General features: G+C 54.2%; 9 protein-coding genes. 2 read left to right on the plus strand and 7 right to left on the minus strand.

Going from position 1 to position 14,004, the window contains the following annotated elements:
• Window positions 1-13: 13 nt before the first annotated feature.
• The 5 genes from ppk1 to H7F11_RS04645 form a co-directional block, all read right to left on the minus strand.
• Window positions 14-2,119 carry a polyphosphate kinase 1 gene (gene ppk1, locus H7F11_RS04625; RefSeq protein WP_193650767.1) on the minus strand — a complete coding sequence of 702 codons (2,106 nt, stop codon included), beginning with the start codon at window positions 2,117-2,119 and terminating at the stop codon, window positions 14-16.
• Window positions 2,112-2,978 (minus strand): bifunctional methylenetetrahydrofolate dehydrogenase/methenyltetrahydrofolate cyclohydrolase FolD, encoded by an 867-nt coding sequence (gene folD / locus H7F11_RS04630; protein ID WP_193650768.1) that lies wholly within the window; start codon window positions 2,976-2,978, stop codon window positions 2,112-2,114. The genes ppk1 and folD overlap by 8 nt, the downstream gene beginning before the upstream one ends.
• Window positions 2,979-3,181: 203 nt before the next feature.
• The gene (locus H7F11_RS04635; RefSeq protein ID WP_193650769.1) at window positions 3,182-6,268 is read right to left on the minus strand and encodes an efflux RND transporter permease subunit; all 3,087 of its coding nucleotides are present in this window, start codon (window positions 6,266-6,268) and stop codon (window positions 3,182-3,184) included.
• Between the two features lie 9 nt (window positions 6,269-6,277).
• The gene (locus H7F11_RS04640; protein WP_193650770.1) at window positions 6,278-7,363 is read right to left on the minus strand and encodes an efflux RND transporter periplasmic adaptor subunit; all 1,086 of its coding nucleotides are present in this window, start codon (window positions 7,361-7,363) and stop codon (window positions 6,278-6,280) included.
• 42 nt (window positions 7,364-7,405) lie between these two features.
• Entirely contained in the window at window positions 7,406-8,905 is a 1,500-nt protein-coding gene (locus H7F11_RS04645; protein WP_193650771.1) for an efflux transporter outer membrane subunit, read from the minus strand.
• A 244-nt stretch (window positions 8,906-9,149) separates the two neighbouring features.
• On the opposite strand from H7F11_RS04645, the gene H7F11_RS04650 reads away from it, so the two are divergent.
• Complete coding sequence (locus H7F11_RS04650; protein ID WP_193650772.1) at window positions 9,150-9,956, plus strand: tetratricopeptide repeat protein; 807 nt, start codon at window positions 9,150-9,152, stop codon at window positions 9,954-9,956.
• A 110-nt stretch (window positions 9,957-10,066) separates the two neighbouring features.
• Here H7F11_RS04650 and H7F11_RS04655 read toward each other — a convergent pair whose 3' ends face one another.
• A complete protein-coding gene (locus tag H7F11_RS04655) occupies window positions 10,067-10,645 on the minus strand; it encodes a Maf family protein (protein WP_193650773.1) in 579 nt (192 codons plus the stop codon).
• 12 nt (window positions 10,646-10,657) lie between these two features.
• Window positions 10,658-13,447: a phosphoenolpyruvate carboxylase gene (ppc, locus tag H7F11_RS04660; protein ID WP_193650774.1), complete on the minus strand. Its 2,790-nt coding sequence runs from the start codon at window positions 13,445-13,447 to the stop codon at window positions 10,658-10,660.
• A gap of 287 nt (window positions 13,448-13,734) precedes the next feature.
• On the opposite strand from ppc, the gene hfq reads away from it, so the two are divergent.
• Window positions 13,735-14,004, plus strand: a complete 270-nt coding sequence (gene hfq / locus H7F11_RS04665) for an RNA chaperone Hfq (protein WP_193650775.1) — start codon at window positions 13,735-13,737, stop codon at window positions 14,002-14,004.

The raw sequence follows: 14,004 nt of genomic DNA on the forward strand, positions 1-14,004 counted from the left end.
CTATGGCTCCTTTTTAGCCATGATGACTGCTGCGATCATAATGCCGCAGCAGGGTTTCCTGGGCGGATTGACAGTCATCTTCCGGGCTTCGGCGCAAATGTTCATAGCTGCCGTCCGCCTTCATGAGCCAGGCGTTGCAGTCATCCTGCAGATAAAGCTGCAGGGTTTCCTCGAGAACCCGGGCGCGGAGGTCCGGGTCCTGTATTGGAACGGCAACCTCCAGGCGTCTAAACAGGTTGCGTCCCATCCAGTCTGCGCTGGAAATCCACAGCTTGGGATGCCGTCCATTGCCGAAATAATAAACCCGGCTGTGTTCCAGAAAGCGACCGACAATGGAGCGCACCCGAATATGCTCGGAAACGCCGGGGATGCCGGGACGCAGGGCGCAGGCACCGCGCACTACCAGATCAATTTCGACGCCCGCCTGAGAGGCCCGATACAGGGCACGAATCAACTCCGGGTCTACCAGTGCGTTGACCCGTGCCAGAATACGTCCTTCGCTACCCCTGCGGGTTTCTGCTTCAATGGCCTGAATAAGCGCGTTGAACAGCGTAAAAGGGCTTTGCAGCAGGCGCCGCAACTGAGGCACCTTGCCCATGCCGGTGATGTGCATGAACAGGTCATTCATGTCGGCGGTAATGTCCGTATCGGCGGTCAACAGGCTCAAGTCGGTATAAATCCTGGCGTTGCGGGGGTGGTAGTTGCCCGTGCCGAGATGGCCGTAAAGGCGGATACCTCCTTCCTCACGGCGTAATACCAGAATCATTTTGGCATGGACTTTGTGGTTGACGACCCCGTACACGACCTGTACGCCTACTTCTTCCAGACGCTCGGCCATGTGGATGTTGTTGGCTTCATCAAAGCGGGCTTTGAGTTCAACCACGGCAGTGACCTGCTTGCCCGCCAGAGCCGCCTCAATCAGCGCCTCAATCAGGGGCGAGTCAGGGGTGGTGCGATAGAGGGTCTGCTTGATGGCAATAACCTGGGGATCACTAGCCGCCTGACGCAGAAAATCAAGCACCGGATTAAAGCTCTGGTAGGGGTGATGCAGCAAAATGGGTGCTTCACGCAGGCGCGCAAAAATATTTTCCGGCCGGGAACAGACGCTGGGAAGCCCCGGTACGAAAGAGGGAAAGAGCAGGTCCTGGCGCGGCACCATGTCAATAATGGCCGCCAGCCTGGACAGGTTCACCGGTCCGGCCAGTGAATAGAGATTGTCATCCACCAGTTCAAAGTGTTTGAGCAGATAATCGACGACTTCGCGGGGGCAGTTATTGGCGACTTCCAGGCGTACAGCTTCCCCGAAAGGACGCATGGGCAATTCGTCCACCAATGCGTCCAGAAGGTTATCCACTTCTTCCTCATCCACAAACAGTTCGCTGTTACGGGTGACCCTGAACTGATAAAAACCGAGAATTTTCAGGCCGGGAAACAGTGCGGTGACGTGTTCGTGAATGATGGAGGAAAGAAAAACAAAATCACTGGGACCCGCCAGGTGGGGAGGAATCTGGATGATTCGGGGAAGAATCCTGGGGGCCTGGACGATGGCAATGGGGCTGCGTCGTCCGTAAGCATCCTGTCCTTCCAGCACAATGGCAAAATTCAGACCCTTGTTTTGCACTTTAGGAAAGGGGTGCGCCGGGTCCAGGCTGAGAGGCGTCAGCAAGGGCATGACTTCGGTCTGAAAATAATTGCTGATCCAGCGCTTCTGTGCAGCTCGCCATTCCTTGCGCCGCAGCAGCCTAATGCCTTCTTTGGCCAGAGCCGGGAGCAGACGCTGGTTCAGGCAGAGATATTGTTCCTGGATGATTTCATGGGCCATTTGCGCCACGGCTGCAATTTCCCGATCTGGTCCCAGCATGTCAGGCCCCAAGGGTCCGGCACCAAATTTGCGCCTTTGCAGTAATCCAGCCATGCGTACTTCAAAAAATTCATCAAGATTGCTGGAAACAATGGTCAGAAAGCGCAAGCGCTCCAGCAAGGGTACGCGTGGATCATCAGCCAGTGCCAGCACCCGCTGATTAAAGGCGAGAATACTCAGATCACGATTGAAATAGAGCTCTGCATTATCCAGAGATACCGGGTTTTCTGCGGATTCTGACTGATCGCTTTCAGTCATGACGTTGGCGCATCCTCTGCTCGGCGGCTATTAACGTGTTTTGCAGGAGTGTAGCCACGGTCATGGGTCCGACTCCGCCGGGAACCGGTGTAATCCAGGCTGCCCGCTTTTCGGCTTCGGCAAAGTCTACATCGCCGGTCAGGCGACCATCAGGCAAACGATTGATACCAACATCAATGACCACCGCGCCTTCACGAATCCACTGACCAGGAATCAAACCCGGCTTGCCAGCGGCAGCAATCAGGAGTTCTGCCCGCTCCACATGGGCCTGAAGGTTGCGGGTAAAGCGATGACAGACCGTGACAGTGGCCCCTGCCAGCAATAACTCCATAGCCATGGGTCGTCCGACAATGTTGGACGCACCAACAATCACCGCCTCTTTGCCGCGAACATCCAGGTCAATTTCATCAAGCAGGGTCATGATACCGGCAGGTGTGCAGGAACGCAGCAGGGGCGCGCGGAGGGCGAGACGCCCGACGTTATAGGGATGAAAGCCATCCACATCTTTTTCGACGGCTATGGCTTCAATGATGACTTCAGGATCAAACTGGGGGGGGAGGGGTAATTGCACGAGAATACCATCAATGCTGTCATCAGCATTTAACCCGGCTATTTTCTGGAGCAATTGTTCAGGACTGCTTGCAGCCGGGAGATTTACCGCCAGAGAATGGATCCCCACGCTTTTGCAGGTGTCGCGTTTTTTCTGGACATAAACTTCGGAGGCCGGATTGTTGCCTACCAGAACCACTGCCAGGCCAGGAGCCCGACCATGGTTTTTGAGAAAAGCACGACTTTTTTCGGCGATTTCTGCCTGCAGTTTCTTGGCAATGGCTTTTCCATCAATGCGTTGCGCAGTCATTGCTTCCCCTGCGCTGAAGCTGAATGGCCTGGGGAAACCTTCTTTATCATGAAATTAACCTTATGAATGATCTGCGTCGTTTTAAATACTCTAATATCCCAACATTCTTCTGTTCCCTCGATTTTTTGTCAAGCAAAAAGCTTCCCGGCCCACCGCCGTGTTCAGGGGGCCAGTATCCGGTCTGCTCCCTCCGAAGACCCGCTTCAGGAAGCAGGCTCAGCCGGGGTTTCGCTCCCCCGCAAATTCTTGGCCAGCACCATATACATGGCGGGTACCACGAACAGCGAGAATAGCGCGCCAATGCCCAAGCCGGTGAAAATGACCAGGCCCATCTGGAAACGACTCACGGCGCCGGGTCCATTCATGAGGAGCAGGGGGAGAACCCCGAGTACCATGGCTCCGGTGGTCATCAGAATCGGACGCAGACGGATACTCGACGCCTTTTCCACCGCTTCGCGTTTGCCCAAGCCCTCGTGACGCTGGATTTCATTGGCAAACTGCACAATCAGAATACCCTGCTTGGCAATCAGACCGATCAGGGTAATCAGCCCCACCTCCGTATAAATATTGATGGAGGCCAGCCCCAGGCTGACAAATATCAGTGCACCACTGATGGACATGGGAACAGTGATCAGCACAATCAAGGGGTCCCGGAAACTTTCAAACTGAGCCGCCAACAATAGGTAAATCAGTATGATAGCCAGTGCAAAAGTGGTCAGCAATCCACCACTTTCCTGCATGTACTCGCGCGACTGGCTGGCGTAATTGACCGAAAAGTCCTTGGGCATGATTTTTTCAGCCGTGCTCCGGAAGAAGTCCAGGGACTGCCCCATGGTTACTCCCGGCTTGGGAACCGCCTGAATGGTGACTGAGTTGAGCTGTTGAAACTGCGGCAGAAACTGGGGTTCAACCTTGGTTTCGATGGATACGACTGTTGACAGGGGCACCATTTGACCCGTTGCCGTGGCAATATAATAGTCCTTGAGGGCCTCCGGGTCTGTGCGGAACTTGTCCGGCACCTGGGGAATAACCTTGTAGCTGCGTCCCTGCATGTCAAAGCGGTTGACATAGTTGCCGCCCAGCAAAGGTTGCAGATCCTGGGCAATTTCCGCCATGGTCAAACCCAGATTGGCGGCAATATTGCGATGGATTTTCAGCACCAGTTCCGGATTGTCAATGCGCAGGTCCTTGGTCACATAGAAGAACATGCCACTCTGGTAAGCCTTGGCTATGACCTGATCGGCCACCTGATCCATTTTGTCGTAGCTGCCGGGGCTCTGCAGAACAAATTGTACCGGCAGGCCGCCCGCAGATCCTGGTAAAGGTGGCGGTAAGAAAGAAGCCACCTGCAGCCCAGGTACGCTTTGCAATTGCTGCTGCAATTTGGGCTGAATCTGCATGGCCGTAACCGAACGATCAGACCAGTTGGTCAAACGCATGCCTGCAAAAAGGCTATTGGTTCCACCACCACTGCCGACGGAAATTCCGGTGACCATGAAGGTCGCCTTTTTTTCCGGATAGTTATTGAACACCTTCAAAATCTGCTTGCCGTAATGAGCCAGTCGGTCCGGGGTGATAGTCGGACCACCAGTGCCGGCATTGAAAATAATGCCCTGATCTTCCTGTGGTGCCAGTTCCGATTTGGAAGTGGAGAACAGGAAGTAAATGCTGCCGAATACGACAATGGCAAAGAGCATGACTACGGGCACAAAATTCAGGACACCATGCAGAATACGATCATAAAAACGTCTTAAACCTACAAAGCGCTGATCGATGAAGTGTTCAAAACCGTGTTCCTTGGTGGGCTTCAAGACCTTGCTGGAGAGCATGGGCGACAGCGTCAAAGCCACAATCATGGAGATCAACACCGCTGCTACCAGGGTAAAGGCAAATTCTCCAAACAGACTGCCGGTCAGTCCACCCATAAAGCCAATCGGCGCAAACACCGCAATCAAGGTGGTGGACATGACGATAATCGGACCACCCAGTTCGCGTCCGGTCAGCAAGGCGGCATCAAAAGGGCTTTTGCCTTCATCAATATGCCGATGCACGTTTTCTACAACGATAATGGCGTCATCCACCACCAGCCCAATGGCCAGAACCACTGCCAGCAGGGTCAGCAGATTGATGGTGAAGCCCATCGACCACATGATCAGGCCCGCGCCAACAATGGACAGGGGAATGGCCACCGCCGGAATAACCACTGCCCGGAATGAGCCGAGGAAGAGGAAAATAACCAGCACGACCACCGCCAGGGTGATACCAATGGTCATCAATACTTCATCGATGGAAGCCTTGATAAATGCACTGGCGTCATAAGGAATTTCTTCGTGCATACCCGGTGGCAGACTTTTTTTGAGTTTTGCCAGAGAGCTTTTGACACCGGCGGCTACATCCAGAGAATTGGCAGAGGGGGATTCCTGAATGCCGATGAACGCTGCCGGTTTACCATCATAAAATGCCTGGGAATCATAATTTTGTGCACCGAGTTCAACATGGGCGACATCTTTCAGGCGAATCAGAGTGTTGCCCGACTGTTTGATGACCAGGTCACGGAATTCACTGACATTGTGCAGGCTGGTAGTGGCAACAATGGTGTCTTGTACGGTTTTACCCCGGGTCCGCCCGACGGCCGAGATGAAATCATTGGCTGTCAACGCTTGAGAAACCTGGGCAGCGGTCACATTGAGTGCGGCCATTTTCTGCGGGTTCAGCCAGACGCGCATGGCATAGGTATTCCCATTGCCAGCACCAGGGGGCAAAATCTGTGCCTCACCAACACCATGTACCGAGGCCAGACGCGGTTGCGCCACGCGCAGCAAATAATCAGTAATTTGTTGCTGACTGAGCTGATCTCCGTAAAAAGCGATATACATCAAATCCGTTGTGTCGCCCACTGTGACGTTGATCACGGGCAACTGGCTACCCGTGGGCAACTGATCAGTCACCTGCTGGACTTTGGACTGAATGTTGGCCACTGCGGCACTGGGGCTGTAATTCAGCTTCATGTACACCGTAATGGTGGAGGACCCCTCCGCACTGTTGGAGGTCATGTAGTTGATGTCCGGAGCGCTGGCAATGACCTTTTCAAGACGTGCAGTAATAAAGCCCTGCACGGTGCTGGGACTGGCACCGGGGTAAGCCGTGGTGACGGTGACGACGGTGTTGACCAGGGCCGGATATTCCCGGACGGTCATCATGGTGTAGGCATGGAGACCCAGCAGGAAAATCACCAGACTCAACGCCGTGGCGAGTACCGGGCGACGAACAAAAATATCCGTAAATTTCATGAGCTAGCCTTACGCGTCGTGACTGATGGTAACAAGGCTGCCATTGACCAGCTTGACCTGACCGGCGGTAACGATTCTGTCGCCTTGCTTCAATCCGGAGAGTATTTCCACCATGCCGTCGCGCTGCTTGCCGGGTTTGATGACCTGTTGCACGGCGGTTTCCTGGGTTTTGCCATCCTTTTTCTCTTTATGAATGACGTAAACATAATCGCCAAAGGTGTTATAGGAAATGGCAGATACTGGAATGACCAGGACTTTTTCAGTGGTATCGCGCACCACCGTCAACTCCCCGAACAGTCCTGGCCGGAGCTGATTTTTGGGATTATCGATGGTGGCTTGTACTTCTATCTGCCGGGTAGTGCTGTTGACGGCAGAACCCAGAGCCGTCACTTTTCCGGAAAAGGTTTGACCGGGCAGGGCGTCGGTTTGGATCTGCACTGGAGTCCCGGCCTGAATATTCTGGAGATCGCTTTGCGGCAACGTGAAGTTGGCGTAGAGCGGGCTCCAGGACTGCAGGTCCACTATTTTGGTGCCGGGAGTCAGATACTGACCCACATTCACCTGGCGGATGCCGAGATAACCACTGAAGGGCGCGCTAATGGTCAGTTTGTTCAGCGTCGCCTGAATATCCTTGATGGCAGCCTGATCCGTCTGATAGGTCGCCTGGGCTGAATCCAGCTGGGCCTGGCTGGCGGCCCTGGTGGCGATCAACTCTTTGGTACGCTGCAAATTGCTGGAAGCCAGTCGCAGTTGCGCCTGATCACTGGCCAGTTGGGCCAATTGCGTAGAGTTGTCAATCTGCACCAGCGGCGTCCCTGCCTGTACATACTGGCCGGAGCGAAAATGAATGGCGGTCACATTGCCAGCAATCTGGGGCGTAACATCTACACCCTGAACGGCCGCCAGCGAGGCGACGGCGCGCAGTTGCGGGTGCCAGTGGGCAATTTCTGCTGTTGCGGCACTCACGGTGACTACCGGCTTGGGCATGTGCGCCATCGCTTCGGCAATTTTGCTGTTGACGAAGGCTTTAAACCCAAAAATTCCGCCAAAAACAATCAGCAGGCCAATAATGACAATCACAAATGCTTTTTTCATATTTCAGTCTCCGCAGAGGATGGCTGCGATCAATAAAAAGGTTTAAGAATGGGTAGGCGTAGTCGTTGACTTCTGATCCGGCTTGTTCCACCAGCCACCCCCCAAAGCCACGAGTAATGCGGCACTATCCTGATAACGCAGGGATTGTGTCTTGATCTCGGCAATTTTGGCGGTGTTGTACTGGACTTCAGCCGTCAGCAGGGTCAGATAATCACTGGCACCGGCGCGGTAACTGGCCTGCGCCAGTTTGAGTGCTTCCCGGGAAGCGGACAGCGCCTCACGCTGGGCGGCGAGGGCCTGGGCATCATGCTCCACCGCCCGCAACCCGTTGGCCACCTGATCAAAAGCATTGAGCACGGTGCTGCGGTAGTTGGCGTAGAGTGCGTCATAGGCAGCATGTGCCTCGGCTTTCTGAGCTTCCAGTTTGCCACCTTCAAACAAAGGCTGGGACATGGACCCGACCAGGCTCCAGATGCTGCTGACGGGGTCAAAAAATATGTTGGGATTGCTGGCGGCATTGCCGAATGCGGCGGTCAGTTTGACGGTCGGATAAAACTGCGCACGCGCTTCCCCTATCTGCGCATTTGCCGCTTTCATCTGCGCCATTACGGCGCGGATATCCGGTCTTTGCTGGAGGAGCTGCGACGGTAAGCTGACGGGCAGTTTTCCCGGCAGTTTCAGATCGGTCAGTGTAAAATTCTGGCGTTTGGCATTCGCAGGAAATGCCCCAACGAGAATGGCGAGTTCATGGCGATAGACGGCCAATTGCTGTTCCAGCGGCGGCAGGGTGGCGGCTTCACTGGCCATCTGACTTTTTTGGGTCATGACCGTGCTGTAGTCGATGGCACCGGCACGATACTGATTTTCGGTCAGTTCCAGCAGCTTTTTTTCGTGGGCGATGATGGCCCTGGTAGCCTGGATTTGTTCTGCGGTAGCCGCTTCATCAATGGCGGTGGTGACAATGTTGCCGGTAAGAGTCAGTTTCGCGGCTTCCAACTGCCACTGCTGGTATTTCACCAGCTCTTCGCTGTTGCGATACACCAGTTTATTGACGCCAAAAATGTCCGGGTAATAAGACACCCCCAGTGACCCGTTGATCAATGCGTAATGGATACCCCCACTGCCACCAAAAGTGGCGGCGGTGCTTTTGCTGCGATTGGCCTGCAGGGTACCGGTAACCTGCGGATAAAAAATGCTGGCGTTGGCGCGCGCGGTGGCCTGGGCTTCCCGCATTTGTGCCTGGGCTGCCGCAATGGTCGGACTGTTTTTCAGACCCACGCTGATGAGGGTATCCAGAGCTTTGGAGTGGAACAGTTTCCACCATTGTTCATGCAGCTCGGTGCCATACTGGATTTCCTGTGCTACTCCGGCCATACCGCCGGGCGTAACGGTTTTTACCGGACTTTTGCCCGCCGTATAAGCCATTTTGTCGGAAGGCGCGGGCGGCACCCGTAGCTTGGGTTCAAAGCTACAGGCTGCCAGGCTGCTGGCAACACCTAGGGCCAAGAGGGCCGCAACGGGTTTGGGTAGTGGTTTGTGCACTAAAAATTACCTCTCAGAGGTCTGAACCGACCGGTCAGTATAATGGCTATTATTGGCAATTCTGTCAAACTCAGGCCTGTTCAAGCTATAGAACCATGACGGGCATCCTCTACGGTCACCCCTGTCCAGTCATTCAAGCTAAATTGTGGCATGAATATAGAAGGTTACAAAATGCTACAGAACGCTTGATTCTTGCAGAATTTCACCCCATATTAACTCGGCAACATTTTTATTGGGGGAGCGAATGAATAAAAAATTTTTGGGAACAAGCATCCTGCTTGTCAGTATAGTCACGGCACCATTAGCGTGGGCCGAACCTTCTGTCACACAGGTGACTCAAGCCATTCAAAGTGGTCATCTGGATCAGGCACAAAGCATGATGCAGGAGGTGCTTGGTACACATCCAAATTCTGCGGAGGCGCAATACCTGGAGGCGAGAATCCTGGCGCGTCAGGGTAAATGGTCAGAAGCCGCAGTAGCCCTGCAGAAATCTGAACAACTGGCTCCGGCCATGCCTTTCGTCAAGCCGGAAGTCTTGCAGAAATTCAAAAAATCCGTAAAGAGTCATAGTCAGGCCGTGACCAGGCCGACGACGGAAAAAAAGAGTTCCTGGGGTTCTGCTTTGGTCTTTTTTCTGGGTCTGATTTTGCTGATTGCGGTGATCTCCATGTTTTTACGGCGGCGTCGGCAGAATGCACAACTGATGTATCGGGGTGGGCCGACCCCGGGGCCTTTTGGCAGCATGAATGGTGGCTATGGACCCAATGGTCCGGGATATCCTGGCGGCCCGATGGGGGGTGTGCCTCAACAGGGTGGTGGCTTGGGCTCTAGTCTCGCATCGGGAATTGCTACCGGAGTCGGGGTGGGTGCCGGGCTGGCTGCCGGGCAGGCGCTTGCTGGAAGTTTGTTCGGTGGTCACGAGGCTGCCGGAACACAAGCTAACGCATCAGGCAATGACGACCTGGGCCTGACCGATAATTCCTGGGGCAATGACCAGCTAGCCAGTAATGATGATTTCGGCATGGATGATGGCGGCGATGGCTGGGGCTGACCCTTTGTTATTTGCTTAAAAGAAAGGGCGACTGGATAAGTCGCCCTTTTTGCTTCCTGGCTGGTCGGACCCGCTGCAAGGCATCCCACCCCGATTGTCAGTTTCTGATCTCAGGGCAATGCATATCCCCGGCGCCGCAACACTTCGGAAATGCTCAGCAGTGGCATTCCCATCAGGGCGTTGGGGTCTGCTCCTTCCATTTTTTCCAGCAGGCTGATCCCCAGACCTTCAGAACGTAAACTTCCAGCACAGTCGAGGGGCTGATCTTTTTCAATATAGCGGCGAATATCCTCCGGGCTTAGTGCGCGTAAGGTCAGATAATAGGGAACGATGAACTGCTCCGCGCCGCTGGCATCAGCTATGGCAACACCATTGAGGTATTCGACCCGACGACCTTGCATCCATTGCAGTTGTTCTTCGGCCCTGGCTGCCGATTCTGGCTTTCCCAGAACCCGACCGGCGCAACAAGCCATTTGATCAGCGCCGATAACCAATGCTTCAGGGTGGTGGACTAATACGGTGTGGGCTTTGGCCAAAGCCAGACGCGCCACCAGTTGTTCCGGGGTTTCCTCCGGAAGCGGGCTTTCATCAACCTGGGAAGCTACGCAGCGAAAGGGAATTTGCAGACGCTGCAGCAATGCCTTTCGGTACGGGCTGGTGGAGGCCAGAATCAGTTCAGGTAGTGACATGGAACACTTTTCTCAGCCGGTATTGCGTTGTCCGGCTGCGATGGCGTTGATGGTGCGCAGCAGGGGATCCAGCCATATTTCCCGGAATTCCGGCGGTGCATCATCATTGCGGTAACGGCGGAGCAGGGCGAGCTGAATATGATTCAGGGGTTCCATGTATACGTTACGACGCTGCAAAGAAAAAGCGAGACCAGGATTATCGGAAAGAAGCTGCTCGGTTCCAGCCATGGCCAGCATTTCTCCAAGGCTCAGCTCAAACTCCCGGCGGATTTTCTGGAAAACTGACGTGGCGAGCTCCTGATCAAGCGGTAAACCGGCATATTCTCCTGCCAGCGCCATGTCGGTTTTAGACATGGCCATGCTGATGTTGCCCATCAGGGCGTGGAAAAAAGGCCAGTGCTGATACATGTCCTGAAGAATTTCCAGTCGTTCGGGTTTATCCACCCGCCATTGGGCAATAGCAGAACCCAGCCCGAACCATGCCGGAAGAATATGGCGGGACTGTGCCCAGGCAAATATCCACGGAATCGCTCGAATCGAGCCCATGGAGCGGTCACTGCGCTGCCGATGGGAGGGGCGTGAGCCAATGTTCATGTGCGCTATTTCATTCAGCGGGGTCGCTTCGTAAAAATAATCCAGAAACCCCGGAGTGTTTTCCGTAAGGTCACGATAGGCCTTTTCGCCCAGATGGGTGAGCTCCGTCATGACCTTGAGATAAGCCGGGTTGTCGGGGGTGGCCGAGCGTACCAGGCCAATGCTGGCTTTGATGAGGCCGGCGGTGCCGACGGTTAACTCGTATACAGCGGTTTCGAGGTTGGCATATTTGAAGGACAGGACTTCACCCTGTTCAGTGATCTTGATTTGCCCACGAACGGTATCAGGCGGTTGCGCCAGAATAGCTTCATAGGTGGGACCCCCACCGCGACCAACGCTGCCGCCACGACCATGAAACACGCGAATTTGGATATTACGTTTGTCAGCAATGGCGGCCAGGCGCAGCTGGGCCTGATACAGCGACCAACTGGACGATAAAATACCGCCGTCCTTGCAGGAATCGGAGTATCCGAGCATGACCTCCTGGGTGTTTTCCTGGCTGCTGAGGATTTCGGTATAAACCGGGTTATCGAGCAGCGTGGAAACGACGGCATCCATGCGCTCCAGATCGTGAATGGTCTCAAACAGTGGGGTGACGGCAATTTCACTGTAAAGCCCCTGTCGCGACCAGCCTGCCAGCCCGAATTCCTTGGCCAGCACCAGCACTTCAAGAATATGACTGGCTTCGTGGGTCATGGAAATCACGTAATTTCCAAATCCGGAAGCACTGACTTCGCGACGAAGTTGGGCGATACAGCGAAAAATGGCGCAGGTTTCGGCAGCCAGTGGCGAAAGTTCAGGATGCTGCTCAACCAGCGGACCGGGACGTTTGAGGGCTTCCGTCAGGGTTGTCAGTCTGGCTTCTTCAGACATTTCAAGGTAACCGGCAAAACCCGGGACACCTGCATATAGTTCAGAAATGGTTCGGGAATGCACGGTGGATTCCTGGCGAATATCGAGATTGGCCAGATGAAAACCAAATGTCTGTACCAGCCAGACTATATCCTGAATATCATGATCAGCGATGTAATCATCATTGTGACCGCGCAAGGAGTCACGGACCAGGAGCAGGTCATCCAGAAAGGCTTCGGCTGATCCATAAGCCGGGCCAGCGGATTCATTCATGATCTGGCCGTTTTCCAGCTGCCGCAGGCGCAAATCCAGCCGGGTCATCATGTAGCGCAGCTTGCGGCGGTAGGGTTCACTGGGGAAGCGCTGATCTACCCATTCGGCCAGTTCCGGAAAATCATCGGCGTCGCGTTCCAGAGAGGCGAGCAGGACCGGCGAAATGCCGCAAAACCGGCTGGAATGCCCCAACAATTGATAAAGCCCGCTAAGCCGTTGCTGATACTCCTTGAGGACCTCGACACTCTGGGTACGCAAGGCCCAACTGGTGATGGCGGCAGTGACGTTGGGGTTGCCATCCCGATCTCCGCCAATCCATGAACCAAAGCGAATAAACGCGGGAATGTCGATGTCAGTGTTGGCAAATACCCGTCGAGCAGCACGACGAGCGGCGCGATAGGTCATGGGTACGGCTTTGAACAGGCTGTCGCGAAAGAAGAATAAACCGTTCTCCACTTCATCCTGAACCTGGGGTTTATTCGTGCGGACTTCTTCGGTTTCCCAGAGGATCTGGATTTGTGCCCGCAAATTGTCGATGACTTCTTTTTCTTCTTCGTCGTTCAGGCTGGGGTCATCAAGTGTTTGGCTGACCACGAAAATGCGGCGCAGTCCATGCAGGACCGTGCGTCTTTTGGATTCGGTGGGATGCGCGGTAAAAACGGGGAGATATCGGGTTTGATCGAGCAAAAACTGAATCTGCCCGGAGGTGATGCCCTGTTGCTGGAGGGAGCGGAAGGTTTCTTCAAAGGATCCCGTCCACAGTCCGTCGCCTTTTTGTAAAAGGCGACGGCGTTGCAGATGCTGGGATTCTTCTTCGGCAATGTTGGCCAGACTGAAATAGGTGTTGAAGGCACGAATTACCAGGACCAGATCATCCTGGGGTAAGGCGTCTATGAAGCGGGCAAGCCGTTCCCGTAGGCGGGAATCTTCTTTTTTATGGAGGCGGATATAGCCTTGGCGAAGCTGTTCCACGGCGTTGAAAACCCGGGTTCCGGCCTGCTCGCGCAAGACTTCACCGAGCAGATTGCCCAGTAATTTCACGCGACTACGGAGCGCCTTATCATCGATGGCCGTTTTGTCCACTAATTGCTTCTCCTTGAATTTAGGAACCTTCCACCGTCATGACTATCCGGATGACAGGCAGGTTTCGATTCTAAGCTAATGGCAAGCAGGCTGCAGGTCAATCATTCACGGCTGGATCGCTGGCCGCAGTCACTTCAGTCCATCATGAATATGAATGAATGAGTGGACCTTATAAGCATGGCTTTCCCGTCTATTTTGAGCTAGTCTAAGTTCCATGCAGTGAAATCTGTCCCGCAGGCTTTTCACTACCCTAAAAGCGCCATGAAGCATAGTCAAGGAGATAAAAAATGGCCGGTCAACAAAAAGGACAAATTCTTCAGGATCCTTTTCTTAATTTGCTGCGTAAGGAACACGTTCCCGTCGCCATCTATCTGGTCAACGGGATCAAGTTGCAGGGATTTGTCGAATCCTTCGATCAGTTCGTTGTTTTGTTGCGGAATAATGTCAGCCAAATGATTTACAAACATGCCATTTCTACGGTGGTTCCCGGTCGTGATGTACGCTTGCCTTTGCCTGAGGGCGAAGGTGAGGCGACGGCGACAGAAGAAGAGGCCTGA

The organism is Acidithiobacillus sp. HP-2, from assembly GCF_015100155.1.
In the GTDB taxonomy this organism is placed as follows: domain Bacteria; phylum Pseudomonadota; class Gammaproteobacteria; order Acidithiobacillales; family Acidithiobacillaceae; genus Acidithiobacillus.

Bases quoted from the DNA above. Each gene is read 5' to 3' on its own strand.
- H7F11_RS04635 (WP_193650769.1), bottom strand. From the start codon at position 6,268: ATGAAATTTACGGATATTTTTGTTCGTCGCCCGGTACTCGCCACGGCG.
- folD (WP_193650768.1), bottom strand. From the start codon at position 2,978: ATGACTGCGCAACGCATTGATGGAAAAGCCATTGCCAAGAAACTGCAG.
- hfq (WP_193650775.1), top strand. From the start codon at position 13,735: ATGGCCGGTCAACAAAAAGGACAAATTCTTCAGGATCCTTTTCTTAAT.
- ppk1 (WP_193650767.1), bottom strand. From the start codon at position 2,119: ATGACTGAAAGCGATCAGTCAGAATCCGCAGAAAACCCGGTATCTCTG.
- H7F11_RS04640 (WP_193650770.1), bottom strand. From the start codon at position 7,363: ATGAAAAAAGCATTTGTGATTGTCATTATTGGCCTGCTGATTGTTTTT.
- H7F11_RS04650 (WP_193650772.1), top strand. From the start codon at position 9,150: ATGAATAAAAAATTTTTGGGAACAAGCATCCTGCTTGTCAGTATAGTC.
- H7F11_RS04655 (WP_193650773.1), bottom strand. From the start codon at position 10,645: ATGTCACTACCTGAACTGATTCTGGCCTCCACCAGCCCGTACCGAAAG.